Consider the following 18821-nt stretch of genomic DNA (forward strand, 5'->3'; position numbering starts at 1 on the left):
CCAGCCGGGCCCGGTCCCCTACGGCTACCCGCAGCCACAGCCGTATCCCTATCCCTACCCCCACCCTCAGCCGTATCCACCGCAGCCTCACCCGGGGCTTGCTCCGGCTCCGGGGGGAGTGCGCGCCGGCGAATGGCCCTCCCTGCGCCAGCTGTTGCGGCAGGGACGGTCCAACACCTCCGGCTGCCTGTGGCTGCTGCTGCTCGCCCCGTGTACCTGGTTCGCGTCCGTGCCGCTCGTGGTCGGCTACTCGTTCGCGCGCTCGGCCCGCAACCGGGCCCACCGGCTCTTCCCGCGGCACGGGCACCGGGCCGTCAACGACCGGCATGTCACGCGCGTGCAGAAGGTGCGGGCCTGGACCGCGGCCGCCATGTCGCTGCTGCTGCTCGGCGTCTACGGCAAACCGGAGGACGTCGCCGAGGTCCAGGAGCAGTACATGATGCGGCTGGCGGTCACTCCTCCGCTGCTGCTCCTGAGCGCGCCCGTCGTGATCGCGGTGCTCTTCCGCTGGGCGTCGGGGGAGAGACGGTCCGCCATGCGCGCCAGTGTGCGGGCCGCCCTGCGGTCGGCCGGGGTGTATGTCGGCGCGGTGACGGCCCTTCCGCTGCTCGGCGGGGCGATCATCCTGCTCGGCCGGAACCGGTCGCCCTCCGCCGGCGTGTCGGAACCCGCTCCCTGGCTGATCCTCGCCGCGGCCCTGCCCCTGGTCTGGCTCCTGTTCTTCATCGGCTTCTCCACCGGCCCGGCCATCCGCACCGGTTTCAACACCGCCGGCGTGCACGCGGCGCTGCCCGCCCTGCTGACCGGCACCCTGGTGTGGGAGTTCGCGGTCATCAGCCTGGTCGCGGGTGGTCTGCCGCCCGGTCCGCCGGTGATCCAGGCCCTCGCCGTCGTCGGCGGTCCCGCCTCGGTGACGGCGGTGGTCTGGTGGGAGATCCGCCGCCTGCGCACCCGGTTCGGGGTGACGCTGCGTGCCTGACCGCGGCCGTGATGACGTGACGCCCATGACTGCGATCAGGCTTCTCCTCGTCGACGACGATCCGCTCGTGCGGGCCGGGCTGTCCTTCATGTTGGGCGGCGCCGACGACATCGAGATCGTCGGAGAGGCCGCCGACGGCGGCGAGGTGGCGGCGCTCGTCGACCGCACCCGCCCGGACGTGGTGCTCATGGACATCCGGATGCCGACGGTGGACGGTCTCACGGCCACGGAGCGGTTGCGTGCCCGCGAGGACGCCCCGCAGGTGGTGGTGCTCACCACCTTCCACGCCGACGAACAGGTACTGCGGGCGCTGCGCGTGGGCGCGGCCGGTTTCGTCCTCAAGGACACCCCGCCCACCGAGATCCTCGCGGCGGTGCGCCGGGTCGCGGCCGGCGACCCGGTCCTGTCGCCCAGCGTCACGCGTCAGCTGATGCGGCACGCCGTCGGCAGCGCCGCCGACACGCGCCGCGCACGCGCGCGTGCCCGTATGGCCGACCTCAACGACCGTGAGCGCGAGGTCGCCGTCGCGGTCGGCCGGGGCCTGGCCAACGCCGAGATCGCCACCGGCCTCTACATGAGCGTCGCCACCGTGAAGACCCATGTCTCCCGCGTCCTGGCCAAGCTCGACCTCAACAACCGGGTGCAGATCGCGCTGCTGGCGTACGACGCCGGGCTTCTGGACGAGGAGGGGGAGGAACACACGGGGCACTGACTCCCCGCGCCCGGTCGTCTTCGTACGGGTCCGCCGTCACACGAACGTCTGGGCGGCCCCGCCGGGGATCTCCGCCAGGCGGACCGCTCTGCGCTCCCGCCGGGACAGCTCGCACGCCTCGGCGACGCGCAGGGCCTGCAGCGCCTCGCGCCCGTCGCAGGGATTGGCCCGCTCGCCCCGGACGACCTCGACGAACGCGTTCAACTCCGCCTCGTAGGCCGGGCCGAAGCGCTCCAGGAAGCCCGTCCAGGGCTTGTCGGCGGCCGGCGGCCCGGTCGGTTCGGTGGACGCGATCGGCGTACGGTCGTCCAGGCCGACCACGATCTGGTCGAGTTCCCCGGCGAGCTCCATGCGGACGTCGTAGCCGGCACCGTTCATCCGGGACCCGGTGATCGTGGCGAGTGTGCCGTCGTCGAGGGTGAGGAGCGCGGCGGCGGTGTCGACGTCGCCCGCCTCGCGGAACATGGCGGGCCCCGCGTCCGACCCGGCCGCGTACACGTCCGTCACCTCGCGGCTCGTCACCCAGCGCAGCACGTCGAAGTCGTGGATCAGGGTGTCCCGGTACAGCCCGCCGGACAGCGGCAGCCAGTCGGCGCGCGGCGGCGACTGGTCGCTGGTCAGCGCCCGGACGGTGTGCAGCCGCCCCAGCCTGCCGGACCGCACGGCATCGCGGGCGCCCGTGTAGCCCTTGTCGAAGCGGCGCTGGAAGCCCATCTGGAGGACCGTCCCGACCGTCTCGACCTCGGCGATCGCGCTCAGCGTGCCCGGCAGATCCAGCGCGATGGGCTTCTCGCAGAACACGGGCAGGCCCGAGCGTGCTGCCCGACCGATCAGTTCGGCGTGGGCCGACGTGTTCGTCGTGATCACCACGGCGTCGACCCCCCAGCGGAAGATCTCCTCCACACCCGGCGCCGCCGTCTCACCCAGCCGGTGCGCCAGATCCTGGGCCCGTGCGGGGTCCGCGTCCGTCAGGATCAAGGACCCGACGTCGCGGTGCCGGCTGAGCGTGTTCGCGTGGATCGTGCCGATGCGGCCCGTCCCGATGACCCCGATGCGCATGGAAACAAAGTGCGTGCACAGCCCGCCCCTGTCAATCGGAATGTCCGGACAATCTGACTACACAACTTCCCGTCAACAACGCACGGAGCTACGCTCGGCCCGTGCCGAAACCAGAAGTGGACCCGACCGTGCAACTGGAGCTGAGCGTGGACCGCAGCTCTCCCGTGCCGTTGTACTTCCAGCTGTCCCAGCAGTTGGAGGCCGCGATCGAGCACGGCACGCTGACCCCCGGCAGCCTGCTGGGCAACGAGATCGAGCTCGCGGCCCGGCTGGGCCTGTCGCGGCCGACCGTCCGCCAGGCCATCCAGTCGCTCGTCGACAAGGGCCTCCTCGTACGCCGCCGCGGCGTGGGCACCCAGGTCGTGCACAGCCAGGTCAAGCGCCCGCTGGAGCTCAGCAGCCTCTACGACGACCTGGAGGCGGCGGGCCAGCGCCCGGCCACGAAGGTCCTGGTCAACACGGTGGAGCCCGCCTCCGCCGAGGTCGCCGCCGCACTCGGCGTCGCCGAGGACAGCGACGTCCACCGCGTGGAACGCCTCCGTCTCGCCCACGGCGAGCCCATGGCCCACCTGTGCAACTTCCTGCCCCCCGGCCTCATCGACCTCGACACCGGCCAACTGGAGGCGACCGGCCTCTACCGCCTGATGCGCGCCGCCGGAATCACCCTCCACAGCGCCCGCCAGTCCATCGGCGCCCGAGCGGCGACGACGGAGGAGGCGGACCGCCTGGCGGAGGAGACCGGCGCGCCCCTGCTCACCATGCAACGCGTCACGTTCGACGACACGGGCCGAGCAGTGGAATACGGCACACACACGTACCGCCCGACGCGCTATTCGTTCGAGTTCCAGCTTCTTGTGAGGACTTGAGGGGGACGCGTTTCCTGGGGGCGCGGGGAACCGCGCGACAAGCCCCCACCGGCCCGCACCCGGCGATGACCCGCACCACCCCGCCCCTGCCCCGCTCCGCACACACCCCCACCGTGAGGCAGAATCGGGCGCGATGAGCACCTACCGCGACTTCACCGCCCCCATCGGCTCCCGCCGCGCCACGGCCCTGCGCACCGTCGGCACCCGGGAGCGCCGCTCACACCTGACGGCACCCCGCGTGCCGACGGTCGGCATCGACATCGGCGGTACGAAGGTGATGGCGGGCGTCGTCGACGCCGACGGCAACATCCTGGAGAAGGTCCGCACGGAGACCCCGGACAAGTCCAAGAGCCCCAAGGTCGTCGAGGACACCATCGCCGAGCTGGTCCTGGACCTCTCCGACCGGCACGACGTGCACGCCGTCGGCATCGGCGCCGCCGGCTGGGTCGACGCCGACCGCAACCGCGTGCTGTTCGCCCCCCACCTGTCCTGGCGCAACGAGCCGCTGCGTGACCGCCTGGCCGAGCGGCTCGCCGTGCCCGTCCTGGTCGACAACGACGCCAACAGCGCCGCCTGGGCCGAGTGGCGCTTCGGCGCCGGCCGCGGTGAGGACCACCTCGTCATGATCACGCTGGGCACCGGCATCGGCGGCGCGATCCTGGAGGACGGCCAGGTCAAGCGCGGCAAGTACGGCGTGGCCGGCGAGTTCGGCCATATGCAGGTCGTGCCCGGCGGCCACCGCTGCCCGTGCGGCAACCGCGGCTGCTGGGAGCAGTACAGCTCCGGAAACGCCCTGGTCCGCGAGGCACGCGAGCTGGCCGCCGCCGACTCGCCGGTGGCGTACGGGATCATCGAGCACGTCAAGGGCAACATCTCCGAGATCAGCGGCCCGATGATCACCGAGCTGGCCCGCGAGGGCGACGCCATGTGCATCGAGCTGCTCCAGGACATCGGCCAGTGGCTCGGCGTCGGCATCGCCAACCTCGCGGCCGCCCTCGACCCCTCCTGCTTCGTCATCGGCGGCGGTGTCTCGGCCGCCGACGACCTGCTGATCGGGCCCGCGCGGGACGCCTTCCGCCGGCATCTGACGGGCCGCGGCTACCGTCCCGAGGCCCGCATCACCCGGGCCCAGCTCGGCCCTGAGGCCGGCATGGTCGGCGCCGCAGACCTGGCCCGGCTGGTCGCCCGCCGCTTCCGCCGCGCCAAGCGCCGCCGGGTGGAGCGCTACGAGCGCTACGAGCGGTACGCGCAGTCGCTCCGCAGTACCCAGGAGACGCCGTGACCGCTTCGCTGCCCCACCAGGGCCCCTGGCCCGACGAGCCGGAGCGCCCGGTCGAGGACCGCCGCCACATGATCCGCCGCAGGGCGCTCACCCTGCTGATCATCGTGCTGCTCATCGGCATCCCGGCCGGCTACCTGGTGATCTCCGCGAACCAGAGCCGGGACAGCGGCAAGGACAAGGAGGCGAAGTACTCGGCGACCGGCCTCACCGAGGGCTGGCCCTCCAAGCTCCAGCGCCGGATCTACCAGGTGCCCGTCCCGCACCCGGCCTGGCACGTGGCGTACTACGAGACCAACAACTGGAAGACCAGCCGCCTGTACGCCCAGTTCGAGACCAATGCGGCCGGGCTGGACGCGTACCTGACGGGTCTCGGCCTGACCCGGGACGACCTGAAGAAGGGCCACGTCACCATCGGCGCCCGCGACCGGAAGGTCACCGGCTGGAAGTTCGCCGACGACGGCCTGTGGTCGGGCGTCGTCAACCGCCAGAAGAACCCGGCCCCCACGCACGACGTGGTCGTGGACCTGTCCAACCCGGCCTACCCCTGGGTGTTCGTGGTCTCCCGGACGGTGCCCTGACCCGGAGCACGGCGGGCCGATGCGGCCGCCGGGGCCGATTGTCAGACCCCGCCCGTAGAGTCGGAGACGATTGATCCGACACGCGGGACGGGAGGTGGCAGGACGTATGGGCGACACGGCCGCGGTGGCCGAGCGGGCGGGGGAGCCGGCGGTCCCGGTCCGGCTCCCGGCCGTCTTCCTGCCGGCGCCCCTCCCGCGCGACGGGCGGATCGCCTTCTGGGACCCCGAGGGCGAGCCCCTGCGCACCGGGGACACGGAGGACACCGAGGAAGCCGTGGCCACCGAGCTGACCGTCGTACGACGGCATGGCGCGGGCGTCCGGCGGCGGACCACCCCGGCGCTGTCCCTCCCGCTGGAGGAGGCCCTGCCACTCCTGGTGCGCGCCCGGCACGATCCCGCCGCCCACCCCGCCACCGCCTGCTGGGGCGCCGCCGCCCTGCACGCCCTGCGGCTGACCGCGCGCGGCCGGCTGCTGCCCGGCCTCACGGGCGCGGGACACGACGCGTGGCGCGCCGGGCCCCTCGACCCGGACGACATCGCGCACCTGCGCGCGGTGGCCGCCGCCCTGCCGTACGAGGGGCACGCCGTCCCGCTGCCCGGCCCGGGCCCGATCCGCCTCCCCGAACCGGAAGCGCTGGTGCGCGCCTTCCTGGACGCGGTCGCCGACACCCTGCCCCGCACCCCGGCCGCGCCCCACACCTCCGGCAGGCCCTTCGCGGCCCGCGAGGCCCAGCGCCTGCCCGGCGCCCACGACTGGGCCGCCGAGGTCGCCGCGGGTATGGACGCCGGGGTGCGGATCTCGCTCCGCCTGGACCTGTCGGCGTACGACCTGTTCGACGGCGACTCCGCCGGCGGCGCCCGCAGCGCGGGCGCCGCGATCGTCCAGGTGCACAGCCTCGCCGACCCGACCCTCGTGGCCGACGCCGCCGCCCTGTGGGCGGGCGGGGCCGCCGACGCCTTCGGTCCACGCGCGCGCGTGGACGCGGCCCTCGCGGTCCGCCGGGCGGCCCGGGTCTGGCCCCCGCTGGACCGGCTCTCCGACCAGGACGTGCCCGATGTGCTGGCGCTGACGGAGGAGGAGCTGACCGACCTCCTCGGGGTGGCGGCCACCCGGCTCGCCGCGGCCGGGGTCGCCGTGCACTGGCCGAGGGACCTGGCCCAGGACCTGTCCGCCACGGCGGTGGTCCACCCGGCCCCCGGCTCGGCCAAGGACGGCACCGGCTTCTTCGAGAGCGAGGACCTGCTCCGGTTCAGCTGGCGGCTGGCGCTCGGCGGCGACCCGCTCACCGACACCGAGATGGACACCCTCGCCGAGGCCCACCGCCCGGTCGTCCGGCTGCGCGACCAGTGGGTGCTGGTCGACCCGGCCCTCGTCCGCAAGGCCCGCAAACGGGACCTGGGCCTGCTCGACCCGGTCGACGCGCTGTCCGTCGCCCTCACCGGCACGGCCGACGTGGACGGTGAGACGGTCGAGGCCGTCCCGGTCGGCGCGCTGGCCGGCCTGCGCGACCGCCTGACCGCGGGCATCCGCCCGGCCGCGCCGCCCCCGGGCCTGCACGCCACCCTCCGCGACTACCAGCTCCGGGGCCTGGCCTGGCTGGAGCTGATGACCTCCCTGGGCCTCGGCGGCTGCCTCGCCGACGACATGGGCCTCGGCAAGACCGTCACCCTCATCGCCCTGCACCTGAAGCGGGCCCGCAGCGAGCCGACCCTGGTGGTCTGCCCGGCCTCGCTGCTGGGTAACTGGCAGCGGGAGATCACCCGTTTCGCGCCCGGCGTCCCCGTCCGCCGCTTCCACGGCCCGGACCGCAGCCTGGCCGGCCTCGACGGCGGTTTCGTCCTCACCACCTACGGCACGATGCGCTCGGCGGCCCCCGCCCTGGCCGAGCGGACCTGGGGCATGGTCGTCGCCGACGAGGCGCAGCACGTCAAGAACCCCTACTCGGCCACGGCCAAGGCGCTGCGCACGATCCCGTCCCCCGCGCGGGTCGCCCTGACCGGCACACCCGTCGAGAACAACCTGTCGGAGCTGTGGGCCCTGCTCGACTGGACGACACCGGGCCTCCTCGGCCCCCTGAAGTCCTTCCGCGCCCGGCACGCCAGGGCCGTCGAGACCGGCGAGGACCAGCAGGCGGTGGAGCGTCTGGCCCGCCTGGTCCGTCCCTTCCTCCTGCGCCGCAAGAAGTCCGACCCGGGCATCGTCCCCGAGCTGCCGCCCAAGACGGAGACCGACCACCCGGTCCCGCTCACCCGCGAACAGGCCGCGCTGTACGAGGCGGTGGTCCGCGAGTCGATGCTCGCCATCGAGACCTCCGAGGGCATGGCCCGCCGGGGCCTGGTACTGAAGCTCCTGACCTCGCTGAAGCAGATCTGCAACCACCCCGCGCTGTACCTCAAGGAAGACGCCGTGCCGGAGCACGCCCGGCCCGGCGGCGAGTGGTTCGCCACCCGCTCCGGCAAACTCGCCCTGCTGGACGAGCTGTTGGACACGCTGCTCGCCGAGGACGGCTCCGCACTCGTCTTCACCCAGTACGTGGGGATGGCCCGGCTGATCACCACTCACCTGGCCACCCGGGCCGTCCCGGTCGACCTCCTCCACGGCGGCACACCGGTCCCGGAGCGGGAGCGCATGGTGGACCGTTTCCAGGCCGGCTCGACCCCCGTCCTGGTCCTCTCCCTGAAGGCCGCCGGAACCGGCCTCAACCTCACCCGCGCGGGCCATGTCGTCCACTTCGACCGCTGGTGGAACCCGGCCGTAGAGGAACAGGCCACCGACCGCGCCTACCGCATCGGCCAGACCCAGCCCGTCCAGGTCCACCGCCTCATCACCGAGGGCACGGTCGAGGACCGGATCGCCGAGATGCTCCAAGCCAAGCGCGCCCTGGCCGACGCCGTCCTCGGCTCCGGCGAGTCGGCCCTCACCGAGCTGACAAACCGCGAGCTGTCCGACCTGGTCTCCCTGCGGAGGACGCCATGACCCACAGCGGGGCCGACGAGGCCCGCCGGGCCCTGCGGGCGGCCCGGGAGCAGGCGGCCCGGGACCCGGAGCAGGCATCATCCGCTTCCCCTCCGGCACCGTCCCCGTCCCCCGCCGCACGGGAGGCCGCCCGGCCGGGAGACGCGGCCCGCGAGGCCCTGCGCAGGGCGGTGTCCGAGCGTCGCGGGGCAGACGCGGGCGACGCGTGCTCTCCAGGTGACGTGCCCGCGGCCGATGACGCCGTGGCCGGGGCGCCGGGTGCCTCGTCGGGCCACGGCGGCGGTAGCGGGGACCTCAGGGGAAGCGCCGAAGGCGAAGACGACGGCCAAGGGGGGCCTGGGGCGGCTCCGTCCTGCGGGCCGTCGGAGGACGAGGGCGGGGTGCCGCCCGCCGACGTGCCGGGCGGCGCCCTCGACGACGCTCCCGGCGGCACCCCCGGGCAGTCGGGTCCGCGCGCGGGGGACGTGGCGCGTGAGGCACTGCGCGCGGCTCGGGACGACGCGCGGCGGGCACGGGAAGAGACCGAGCGGGAGGGGGCCGTCCGCAGACGCCGGGCCGCCCGGCAGAGCGCGGCGCACCGGAGCCCGGCGCCTGAGCGGCGAGCGGGGGAGTACCCCGTCGGCGGGGGAGCGCGTGACGTACGGCAGCTGCTGGGCGACCTCTTCCGGATGCCTCTGGACGCGGACGAGCCGGACGCGGAGCCCGAGGGCGCCGGCGAAACGGGCCAAGGACATTCGCCCGACCTCGGGGCCGATGCCCCGCACAGCCCGGCGGCCCCCGGCACACCAACTCCCGCGACCTCCGACCCCTGGCCCACCCCGCCCACAACCCCCCGAACAGCGGTCCCCCCTCACGCCCCTCCCCGGAAGCCCCGCTCCATGGCCGCCCCCGGCCGCGACAGCGAGCTCCGCCGTACCTTCCCGGCCTTCCCGCCCCGGGAGCCCGACGGCAGGGGATTCGCCGGGAGCTGGTGGGGGAACGCCTGGGTCACGGCGCTGGAGCAGGGCGCGCTGGACGCCAAGCGGCTGGAGCGCGGGCGCGGTTACGCGGGTCAGGGGCATGTCGACGCCATCACCGTGACGCCCGGACAGGTGCTGGCCTACGTCCAGGGCAGCCGCCCCCGCCCGTACCGCGTACAGGTGCGGCTGCGCACGCTCGACGACGCCGACTGGGAGCGGTTCCTGGACGCCGCCGTCGACCGGCCCGGGAACATCGCCGCGCTCCTCGACAAGGAGATGCCCCAGTCCCTCGCGGACTGCGGCGTGCCCCTGCTGCCGGGACCCGGCGACCTGGAACCGCGGTGCGGCTGCCCCGACCGGGGCCACCCCTGCAAGCACGCCGCCGCCCTCTGCTACCAGACGGCCCGGCTGCTGGACGCCGACCCCTTCGTCCTGCTCCTGCTGCGGGGCCGGGGCGAACGGGACCTGCTCGACGCGCTGTCCCGGCTGAGCGCCACCCGCGCGGCGCGTGCCGCCCAGGACAAGGAACCGGAGCCCTTCCCCGGCGTACGGGCCGGTGACGCCCTCGCGCCGCGCGCCCTCCCGCCCCTGCCGACGCCGCTGCCCACGCCCGCGCACCCCGAGCAGCCCCCGGCCTATCCGGCCTCCCCCGGCGGTCCCGACCCCTTCGCGCTGGACCAACTGGCCACGGACGCCGCCGCCCGGGCACACGCTCTGCTCGCCACCGGCCGTGATCCGGTCGGGCAGTTGACCCTCTGGCAGGACGCGGTCCGCCTGGCCGCGGCCCGCCCCGGCTCGGGACTCACCGCGGGCACCCGGGCGCTCTACTCCTCCCTCGCCGCCGCGGCGGGCCGCACACCCTCCGAGCTGGCCCGCGCGGTCGCCGCCTGGCGCCAAGGCGGACTGGAGGGCCTCGCCGTACTGGAGGAACCGTGGGACCCGCCGGCCGGCCGGTTCGACCGGGCCCGCCCGCTCCTCCTCGCCGCCGACCTGCCCGCCTTCCGCCCCCGGCGCAACCACCTCACCCACCCCCACGGCCACGTCCAGCTCCGCCTGGGCCGCGACGGCCTCTGGTACGCCTACGAGTCCGAGCCGGGCCAGGACGACTGGTGGCCGAGAGGCACCCCCGACCTGGACCCGGTGGGCGCGCTGACCGGACTCGGCCTGCCGGGCGAGCTCTGAGCACCGGCCGTGTCTCTGCCACCGGGATGAACGGGGGTGAACCGATGGGGCGCTTCGACCGGACGTTCACCGACCTCTTCTGGAACCCCTGACCGCCCCACGTACCCGGTCGGCTAGCGTGGCGACCACCGAGTGGTGATACGTGAAGCCGGATGTAAAGGATCTTCGCGGAGCCGCCACAACGTGGGATGGGTTGCATGGGGTTGCGCCCCAGGTACGTGAGAAATCGTGAGATGTGGGAGCGTGAGTCGGGTGAGTGAGAGTACGACCAACACCCTTCAATACCGCTTTGACGGGCCAGAAGACGCACCCGTCCTGATCCTGGGTCCGTCACTCGGTACTACCTGGCACATGTGGGACCGTCAGATCCCCGAGCTGATCAAGCACTGGCGGGTCTTCCGGTTCGACCTGCCCGGACACGGCGGCGCTCCCGCCTACCCGGCGGGCTCGGTCGACGACCTCACCACACGGCTGCTGGCCACCCTCGAAGGGCTCGGCGTGCAGCGCTTCGGCTACGCGGGCTGCGCGCTCGGCGGAGCGGTCGGCATCCAGCTGGCCCTTCGCCACCCCGAACGGCTCGCCTCCCTCGCGCTGATCGCGGCCTCGCCCCGCTTCGGCACGGCCGACGAGTTCCGGCAGAGAGGCGTGATCGTCCGCACGAACGGCCTCGACCCCATCGCCCGCACCTCGCCCGAGCGCTGGTTCACCGGCGGGTTCGCCGCCGCGCAGCCCGCGATCACCGAGTGGGCCGTGCAGATGGTCCGCACCACCGACCCCGGCTGCTACATCGCAGCCTGCGAGGCGCTCGCCTCGTTCGACGTCCGGGCCGAACTCGGCCGCGTTGGCGTGCCGACCCTGGTCCTCGTCGGCTCCGACGACCAGGTCACCGGCCCCGCCGAGGCCCGCACCCTGGTCGCCGGCATCCCGGACGCCCGCCTCGCCGTCGTCCCCGGCGCCTCCCACCTGGTGCCGGTGGAGCAGCCCGCGGCGGTCACCGACCTCCTGGTGCGGCACTTCTCCACCGCCTGGCAGCCGGCCTTCGACACCTCCACCGGTCATACGGCCCTGCCCGCGGCCGCCGTCAAGCCGGCCCTGTCCCCGGTACCGCAACAGCCCCTCCAGACCGGGCCCGTCGCCGAGATCGCCCCGGTCGTGGCACCCCAGGCGCAGGGGCGGCCCGACCCCTACGACGCCGGGCTCAAGGTCCGCCGCGAGGTGCTGGGCGACGCACACGTCGACCGGGCGCTGGCGCAGGCCGACGACTTCTCCGGGGACTTCCAGGAGTTCATCACCCGCTACGCCTGGGGCGAGATCTGGGACCGCCCCGGACTCGACCGGCGCACCCGCAGCTCCGTCACCCTCACCGCCCTGGTCGCCGGCGGCCACCTGGACGAGCTGGCCTTCCACACCCGGGCCGCCCTGCGCAACGGCCTCACCCCGGGCGAGATCAAGGAAGTGCTGCTCCAGGCGGCCGTCTACTGCGGCGTCCCGGCCGCGAACAGCGCGTTCAAGGTCGCCCAGCAGGTCATCCGCGAGGAGACCACGCCCCAGGAGTGAGGGCCCGGGCGAACCCGGGAGGCAGGATGGACTCATGAAGCTCACGAAGATGTCGCACGCCTGCGTCCGCCTCGAGAAGGAGGGCCGGACCCTCGTCCTCGACCCCGGCGGGTTCAGCGAGGAGGACGCCGCGATCGGCGCGGACGCCATCCTCGTCACCCACGAGCACCCGGACCACTTCGACGAGTCCCGGCTGCGCGCCGCGATGGAGAACAACCCGGCCGCGGAGATCTGGACCCTGAAATCCGTCGCCGGGAAGATCTCCTCCGCCTTCCCCGGCCGGGTCCACACCGTCGGCCACGGCGACACGTTCACGGCCGCCGGCTTCGACGTCCAGGTCCACGGCGAACTCCACGCCGTGATCCACCCGGACATCCCGCGCATCACCAACGTCGGCTACCTCGTCGACGGCGGCAAGGTCTTCCACCCCGGCGACGCCCTTACGGTCCCCGACCATCCGGTGGAGACGCTGATGCTCCCGGTCATGGCCCCGTGGAGCAAGATCTCCGAGGTCATCGACTACGTCCGCGAGCTCCGGCCGCAGCGCGCCTACGACATCCACGACGCCTACCTCACCGATATCGCCCGCCCGATCTACGACCACCAGATCGGCGGCCTCGGCGGGGCCGAGCACCTGCGGCTCACCCCCGGGGCGTCGGCCGACCTCTGAGGCCCGGGCGGCGTTGTCAGACCCTCCGGGTAGGTTGTGGGACATGCGCATCGCCACCTGGAACGTGAACTCGATCACCGCCCGCCTGCCGAGGCTCCTGGCCTGGCTGGAGAGCAGCGGCACGGACGTGCTGTGCCTCCAGGAGGCCAAGGTCAGCGAGGAGCAGTTCCCCGCGGAGCAGCTGCGCGAGCTGGGCTACGAGTCGGCGGTCCACGCGACGGGCCGGTGGAACGGCGTGGCGGTGCTCTCCCGGGTCGGCATCGAGGACGTCGTGAAGGGCCTGCCCGGCGACCCCGGGTTCGACGGCTCGGTGGAGCCCCGCGCGATCTCGGCGACCTGCGGCCCGCTCCGCGTGTGGTCGGTGTACGTGCCGAACGGCCGTGAGGTGGACCACCCGCACTACGCCTACAAGCTCCAGTGGTTCGAGGCCCTCAAGTCCGCCGTCGCCGGAGACGCGGCCGGCAGCCGCCCCTTCGCGGTGATGGGCGACTACAACGTGGCGCCGACGGACGAGGACGTCTACGACCGCGCGGCCTTCGAGGGCGCCACCCACGTCACCCCCGCCGAGCGCGCCGCACTGGCCTCCCTGCGCGAGGCGGGCCTGTCGGACGTGGTCCCGCGGCCCCTGAAGTACGACCACCCGTTCACGTACTGGGACTACCGCCAGCTCTGCTTCCCGAAGAACCGCGGTATGCGCATCGACCTGGTGTACGCCAACGCGCCGTTCGGCAAGGCGGTCAAGGACGCGTACGTGGACCGTGAGGAGCGCAAGGGCAAGGGCGCTTCCGACCACGCGCCGGTCGTGGTCGATCTGGACGTGTAGCTCACAGCAGCCGCAGGTCCACCGACTCCGCCAGCGCCGCGAGCCCCGCGTCCCCGGGATGCAGATGGTCGCCGCTGTCGTACGCGGGCAGAATCCGAGCGGGGTCGGCCGGGTCGCGTACGACGGCATCGAAGTCGAGCATCCCGTCGAAGACACCGCCCCGGCGGATCCACTCGTTCACCACGCCCCGCTCGGCGTCGACGGCCGCCGTGCACCGCGTCTCGCCCGCGCACGGCAGGATCGTCGCCGCGAGCATCCGGAGCCCCCGGGCCCGCCCGCGCTCCGCCAGCTCCCGCAGCCCCGCGATCACCTGCTCCGCCGAGGCGCCCCAGCGCACGTCGTTGACGCCCTCGAAGACGATCGCGGTACGGGCCGACGGCTGGGCGAGGACGTCCCGGTCGAACCGGTGCAGGGCACTCACCCCGGCCGTGTCGGTGGACACCCCGTCGCCGGGGTACCGGTCGGTGACCACACGGTTGCCCGAGACGCCCTGGTTCAGCACCCCGTAGCGCGGCACGGAGCTCTGCCGCAGCAGCCGGCCGGCCAGCACGTTCGGCCACCGCCGGTTCGCGTCCACCGTGGACTTGTCGCCGTCGGTGATCGAGTCCCCGAGCAGCACCACGGACCCGGGCCCGCCGCTCACATCGACCCCGGCGAGCAACGGCCAGCTGGTGATCACCGAGGTGTAAGCCCCGGCCGTGCCGTCCGCCGTGTGGTCGCCGGGCTCGCTGACGTACGACCGCTGCTGCGCGAGCCGGTGCAGGGGCGCCGCCGGCACCGGGCCGGGCAGATGGAAGCTGACCAGCAGATCGGCGTCCGCCGGCACCGCGAAGCCCAGCGGATCGCTGTACGCCTGGGCCCCGGCCGGGATCTCCACGCTTTCCTCACCGGCGAAGGACAGCGGCACCGGCGTCCCGCGCGCCGCCGCTCCCGAGGCCCGCACGGCGACCGTCGCGCCGTCGATCCGCACCGGGGCCGACGCGAAGGTGTTGTCGAACCGCATCCGCACCCGGGGCCCGCCCGCCGAGGTGCGCACCACCAGCCGCAGCGTCCGGTCCGTCCAGGGCCCCACGGCCGCGTAGCCGCCCGTCGACGTCGCCCAGCTGCCCGTCCAGCCCTGGGTGGCGGTCCGTACCGACACCGCGAAGACATGCAGTCCGGCGGCGCGCGGCAGCCGGACCGAGGCGAGCTCGCGCCCCGGCGCCAGCGGCACCGTCACGACGTACAGGCGGGCCGGCTCGGCGAGTTGCCCACCGGGCGTGTTGATGTGCGGCAGGGCGACCGCCTTCGTGGCGAGCGGCCCGGTGCGCCAGTCGGGCGCGGTCAGCCGGTAGCCGGAGCGGGTGCCGTTCGCGTACGTGACCGTGCCCGGGCCGCCCGTCTCCGTGCCTGCCGTGCCCGCCACCAGGAAGGCCAGGGCGTCGCCGCGCCCCGTGACGCGGACGTCCTGCCCGGCGGCGCGGACGTTGTCCGGCTCGCCCGGCTGCCGTCGCGGCCAGGTCAGCCGGGCTCCCTGGACGGTCAGGGTGCGGCCGGGCACCCAGCCCGCGGCCGTGAGGTCCCGAGCCGACAGGGAGGCACCGGCGCCGTCGAAGTCGGCCGCCGCGGGCAGGCCGTCGTCGCTGACGGCGACGTTGTCGAACAGCCGCTCAAGCGGCACCGGCGCGGCCTGCCGCGCCTCGACGGCCTGCGCCGGCGCCGCCGACAACAAGGACCCGCTCAGGGCCAGGACGATCAGGATCCCCCGGACACATCGGCGCACGGCCGACTCCTCCCGCTCATCGACATACGAGACACACGACGCGACAACACCGAACGCACGGACGGAACAGAAGACACCACGAAGGCCGAGACGCAAGACGCACGGTGAAGCTAGGGAGACAACAGGGACTCGTCAACGCGCCATGCGCGAACTCGGCGTGAACTCGACCGTCAGCGACGGCCCGCGCGCCTGTGGTGCGTACGGCGGTACGAATGACACGCTGGACGTATGAACATCCCTTTCCTGGGCAACCGGCGCCAGAAGGTCGGGTTCCCCGACCCCGCGGGCATCGCGGACCTGCTCGCCGAGTGCGAACTGCTCCGCTCCCAGGCGTCCCGGGCGGGGGTCCGGCTGGACGACTCGGCGGCCTCACTGGAGGCGCTGGACCAGCTGCTGCCACGCTGGCGGGACGACGAGGAGACCCTGGCCTGGCTCGGCAACGACGCCGGGCTCTACCTGGGCACCGTCATCGTGCGCACCGTGCCGGGAGCCGCCTGGGAGATCCGTTCCGACGGCCAGCCCGTCGTGCGGCTCACCTCCGGCAGGGAGTTCGACGTCGTGGCCTCCGGGCACGAGTGGGCCGCTTACGGCGTGCCCGAGCTGTCGCAGCTGTACGCGGAAGTCGCGGAGTCGTGAGGCCCACGGCCGTACCCATGACCGCACCCGTGGTCGTACCCTTTGACCCAAAGTGCGATGTAAATACGGCTAATGATCGAAAAGTGCGTGTCGCCCGACAAGTCCGATCTTGCCTGGATACGTTGCGGCAACCACCACACAGCTGAGAGTGAGTAGGGCTGAGTATGGCCGTAGATCCGCTGATCGAGCTGCGTGACGTCAACAAGCACTTCGGGGAGCTGCATGTCCTGCGGGACATCAACCTCACCGTCGGCAAGGGGGAGGTGGTCGTGGTCATCGGCCCCTCGGGGTCGGGAAAGTCGACACTGTGCCGGGCGATCAACCGGCTGGAGACCATCGAGTCGGGGACGATCGTCCTCGACGGACAGCCGCTGCCCGAGGAGGGCAAGCCTCTGGCCCGGCTGCGCGCCGACGTCGGCATGGTCTTCCAGGCGTTCAACCTCTTCGCCCACAAGACCGTCCTGCAGAACCTCTCCCTGGGGCAGATCAAGGTGCGCGGGCGCAAGAAGGAGGACGCCGACAAGCGCTCCCGGGAACTCCTCGACCGGGTCGGCGTCGCCGACCAGGCGGACAAGTACCCGGCGCAGCTCTCCGGCGGCCAGCAGCAGCGCGTGGCCATCGCCCGCGCCCTGGCCATGGAGCCCAAGGCGATGCTCTTCGACGAGCCGACCTCGGCCCTCGACCCGGAGATGATCAACGAGGTGCTGGAGGTCATGAAGCAACTGGCCCGCGACGGCATGACCATGATCGTCGTCACGCACGAGATGGGCTTCGCCCGCTCGGCCGCCAACCGCGTCGTCTTCATGGCCGACGGCGGGATCGTCGAGGACCGCACCCCCGACGAGTTCTTCACCAACCCCACCAGCGACCGCGCCAAGGACTTCCTCTCCAAGATCCTCAAGCACTGAACGGGCGGGCACCGGACGGCTCATCGGATCGGACCTCGACTACGATGTGCCCTTCATCCCTGTCGGAGAGGGGGACTTCGCCGAAGCCCGCCGATCCCGCCGGGGGTGAACACACCGCCGGCCCGGTCCGCGGGGCGTTCCCGCCGGGTGCGGCCCCCACGGCCCTTCCGGCCACGGGGGGCGGCGGTTCACATCGGCCAGGCCCGTCCGGCGGCAGCCGGAGATCACTGCTCGCGCAGCGGGACCGACACGTACGACGGGTCGTTCGCAGGCGAGGAGAAGGTCAGCTGCGCGCCGGACGGGTTGTGCTCGATGTAGAGCGGGTCGACCGTGTCGACGACCAGGGCGAGGCGATGCCCGGCCGGGACGTCGTAGGCCGTGGAGTACAGCTCCAGGTCGACGCCGAACGGCTTTCCGGGGGTGCGCCCGTGGAAGGTGTACGGCGCGTTGGAGACCAGCTTGCCGAGGCCGAGCGGCCCCACGTCGTAGAGATAGGCGACGAGGGTGCCGCTCTCCTTGGTCGGGGTGAGGGTCGTGTGCAACTTCGCGGTGCCGCGCACCTGCTGAGCCTGTGTGTACTTCTCCGACTGCCAGACGGCGGCCCAGCGGCGGGGGAGCAGCGGGATCGAGGCCATCGGGGGCAGCTGGGCCACCTGGTCGAGGATGCTGGACAGGAAGACGACTCCGCCGTCCGCCCCCGAGTTCACGTTCGCGCGGATGGTGGTCGTGCCCCCGAGAGCGATCTTCCGGTCGGTCGCGGCGACCGACTTCCAGTCCGGATAGCCCTCGTAGCCGCCCGAGGAGCGGGACTTGAGCTGGACGGGCTGCTCGCGGTCGATGCCGTTGTCCTCGCCCCTGAGGTAGTGGTCGAACCAGCGTGCGGTGTCCTTCCACACGTCGTTGGGCAGCCCGAACAGGCCGGTCATCTCTGCGGTCGCGTGGTCTCCCGGCCGCATCTCCAGCCGCTTCGGGCCGGTCAGCTTCTCGTAGAAGTCGGCGTACTGGTTGGGCGGGAAGATCGAGTCGCCCCAGGCGTTGGCGAGCATGATCGCCGCGCCGTTCTTGTTGATCTGGTCGACATAGGTCGCAGCGGAACGTTTCTTCCCCCAGGCGATCAGCTCCGGCTCCTTCGCCAGGTTGGAAGCGTAGAAGTCGTCGAAGGTCTGCCGGAGTTCGGCGCTCTGCCGGCCCGTCACGATGCTGGCGCCGTCCAGCAGGGCGGACGCCTGGAGGTGCTGGGTGCGTCCGGCGTAGATGGAGTCGATCAGGTCCGCCCAGCCGCTCAGCGAGGCGACCGCCTTGACGCGCTTGTCCTGCGCGGCGGTGAGCAGGCTGATGCCGGCGCCGTAGGAGACGCCCGCCATGCCGATGTGCCCGGCGTCCGAGGGGGTGTTCGCGATCGCCCAGTCGATGACCTTCGAGGCGTCGGCGATGTCGGGTGGGCCCGCGACTTCTATCTCGCCGCCCGACTGCCAGAAGCCGCGCACGTTGTACGTGACCACGACGTACCCGGAGTCGGCGAGTTTCTGTGCCTGGGCCAGATACTCGACCTGGGGCAGGCCCCAGCTCGTGGGCATGACGAGCAGCGGGTAGCGGCGCGTGCCGTCGGCCCCGGCCGGGGTGACGACGTTGGCCTTGAGGACGGTGCCGCCGTCACCGGTGATGTCGACGAAGCGGACGGGGTTCGGGGCCGCCTGTGCGGTGGGGGCGAGTCCGAGGGCTGTGCCGGCGACCAGAGCGGCCGAGACGGCGCCTACGGCGGTGGTGCGCAGGGCCTTACGGGTGTGTCCCACGGGTCACTCCTCACTCGTGTAAGTGCAAAGTGACCAGACGGTAACCTCGGCCCCTTACCAGTGGTAACCCGTCGGTAA

At 73.0% G+C, this 18821-nt stretch carries 15 protein-coding genes; 12 read left to right on the top strand and 3 right to left on the bottom strand.

All coding sequences use genetic code 11. From position 1 onward, the window contains the following. Window positions 1-118 precede the first annotated feature (118 nt). Window positions 119-979, top strand: coding sequence for a hypothetical protein (locus tag ACFZBT_RS03695; RefSeq protein ID WP_391097957.1), 861 nt, complete (start codon window positions 119-121; stop codon window positions 977-979). 25 nt (window positions 980-1004) lie between these two features. Then, window positions 1005-1691 carry a response regulator gene (locus ACFZBT_RS03700; RefSeq protein ID WP_391097958.1) on the top strand — a complete coding sequence of 229 codons (687 nt, stop codon included), beginning with the start codon at window positions 1005-1007 and terminating at the stop codon, window positions 1689-1691. A 36-nt stretch (window positions 1692-1727) separates the two neighbouring features. On the opposite strand, the gene ACFZBT_RS03705 is transcribed toward ACFZBT_RS03700, so the two are convergent. Beyond that, window positions 1728-2750: a Gfo/Idh/MocA family oxidoreductase gene (locus tag ACFZBT_RS03705; RefSeq protein ID WP_391097959.1), complete on the bottom strand. Its 1023-nt coding sequence runs from the start codon at window positions 2748-2750 to the stop codon at window positions 1728-1730. Window positions 2751-2878: 128 nt separating this feature from the next. Between ACFZBT_RS03705 and ACFZBT_RS03710 the strand changes: the two genes are divergently transcribed. The 8 genes from ACFZBT_RS03710 to ACFZBT_RS03745 all read left to right on the top strand — a co-directional run bounded on the left by ACFZBT_RS03710 (window position 2879) and on the right by ACFZBT_RS03745 (window position 13644). Beyond that, window positions 2879-3616: a UTRA domain-containing protein gene (locus ACFZBT_RS03710; RefSeq protein ID WP_391098860.1), complete on the top strand. Its 738-nt coding sequence runs from the start codon at window positions 2879-2881 to the stop codon at window positions 3614-3616. A 133-nt stretch (window positions 3617-3749) separates the two neighbouring features. Then, window positions 3750-4898, top strand: coding sequence for an ROK family glucokinase (locus ACFZBT_RS03715; protein WP_391097961.1), 1149 nt, complete (start codon window positions 3750-3752; stop codon window positions 4896-4898). Continuing rightward, a complete protein-coding gene (locus tag ACFZBT_RS03720; RefSeq protein WP_391097962.1) occupies window positions 4895-5476 on the top strand; it encodes a sugar kinase in 582 nt (193 codons plus the stop codon). The genes ACFZBT_RS03715 and ACFZBT_RS03720 overlap by 4 nt, the downstream gene beginning before the upstream one ends. Before the next feature lie 106 nt (window positions 5477-5582). Further along, on the top strand, window positions 5583-8453 hold the full coding sequence (locus ACFZBT_RS03725) for an SNF2-related protein (RefSeq protein ID WP_391097964.1): 2871 nt from the start codon (window positions 5583-5585) through the stop codon (window positions 8451-8453). After that, window positions 8450-10594 carry an SWIM zinc finger family protein gene (locus tag ACFZBT_RS03730; RefSeq protein WP_391097965.1) on the top strand — a complete coding sequence of 715 codons (2145 nt, stop codon included), beginning with the start codon at window positions 8450-8452 and terminating at the stop codon, window positions 10592-10594. The genes ACFZBT_RS03725 and ACFZBT_RS03730 overlap by 4 nt, the downstream gene beginning before the upstream one ends. Before the next feature lie 252 nt (window positions 10595-10846). Next, on the top strand, window positions 10847-12151 hold the full coding sequence (gene pcaC, locus ACFZBT_RS03735; protein ID WP_391097967.1) for a 4-carboxymuconolactone decarboxylase: 1305 nt from the start codon (window positions 10847-10849) through the stop codon (window positions 12149-12151). 34 nt (window positions 12152-12185) lie between these two features. Further along, entirely contained in the window at window positions 12186-12821 is a 636-nt protein-coding gene (locus ACFZBT_RS03740) for an MBL fold metallo-hydrolase (protein WP_391097968.1), read from the top strand. Between the two features lie 43 nt (window positions 12822-12864). Further along, window positions 12865-13644, top strand: coding sequence for an exodeoxyribonuclease III (locus ACFZBT_RS03745; protein ID WP_391097970.1), 780 nt, complete (start codon window positions 12865-12867; stop codon window positions 13642-13644). Between the two features lies 1 nt (window position 13645). Here the strand turns inward: ACFZBT_RS03745 and ACFZBT_RS03750 are convergent, their stop codons facing one another. Next, window positions 13646-15406 carry a GDSL-type esterase/lipase family protein gene (locus tag ACFZBT_RS03750; protein ID WP_391097972.1) on the bottom strand — a complete coding sequence of 587 codons (1761 nt, stop codon included), beginning with the start codon at window positions 15404-15406 and terminating at the stop codon, window positions 13646-13648. 228 nt (window positions 15407-15634) lie between these two features. Here ACFZBT_RS03750 and ACFZBT_RS03755 point away from each other — a divergent pair, with 228 nt between their 5' ends. Further along, a complete protein-coding gene (locus ACFZBT_RS03755; RefSeq protein WP_391097973.1) occupies window positions 15635-16042 on the top strand; it encodes a DUF6278 family protein in 408 nt (135 codons plus the stop codon). A gap of 164 nt (window positions 16043-16206) precedes the next feature. Continuing rightward, entirely contained in the window at window positions 16207-16950 is a 744-nt protein-coding gene (locus tag ACFZBT_RS03760; protein ID WP_189726292.1) for an amino acid ABC transporter ATP-binding protein, read from the top strand. Window positions 16951-17174: 224 nt separating this feature from the next. Here the strand turns inward: ACFZBT_RS03760 and ACFZBT_RS03765 are convergent, their stop codons facing one another. Beyond that, window positions 17175-18743, bottom strand: coding sequence for a CocE/NonD family hydrolase (locus ACFZBT_RS03765; RefSeq protein ID WP_391097974.1), 1569 nt, complete (start codon window positions 18741-18743; stop codon window positions 17175-17177). Window positions 18744-18821 lie beyond the last annotated feature (78 nt).

Origin of the sequence: Streptomyces sp. NPDC008137, from assembly GCF_042957035.1 — a bacterium.
Classification (GTDB): domain Bacteria; phylum Actinomycetota; class Actinomycetes; order Streptomycetales; family Streptomycetaceae; genus Streptomyces.